Source organism: Streptomyces sp. AC512_CC834, from assembly GCF_019049325.1.
Lineage (GTDB): Bacteria > Actinomycetota > Actinomycetes > Streptomycetales > Streptomycetaceae > Streptomyces.
Genome location: NZ_JAGMUO010000134.1, coordinates 1 through 251, shown reverse-complemented (window position 1 = coordinate 251; position 251 = coordinate 1). Strand labels below are relative to the sequence as shown.

Sequence of the window (251 nt, the reverse complement as noted above, 5' to 3'; positions counted from 1 at the left end):
CCTGGAGCCGCCGTTCGTGCACGAATCCCTCGTCCTTGAGCTGCCGCTTGGCCCGGGTGAAGGCACAGCCACCGATACGGGCACGTTCAGCCGTACGGGAGAGGGATTCCCGGGTACCGGGAGGGAGCGAGAGCTGCCAGGTCAGGAGCCGAACGGCGTCGGAGGACAGCCGGGGATGCCGGATGAGGTCGTGCGAGAACTGGGTGAAGGCGCGCGGGGGCGCGATAAAGTGCCGGTAGATCACGGTGGAG

Annotated in this window: 1 pseudogene; it reads right to left on the bottom strand. The window is 67.7% G+C overall.

Features of this window, described 5'->3' with window-relative positions:
- Positions 1–251, bottom strand: a pseudogene (locus KUM40_RS40730) (hypothetical protein); the annotation flags it as partial.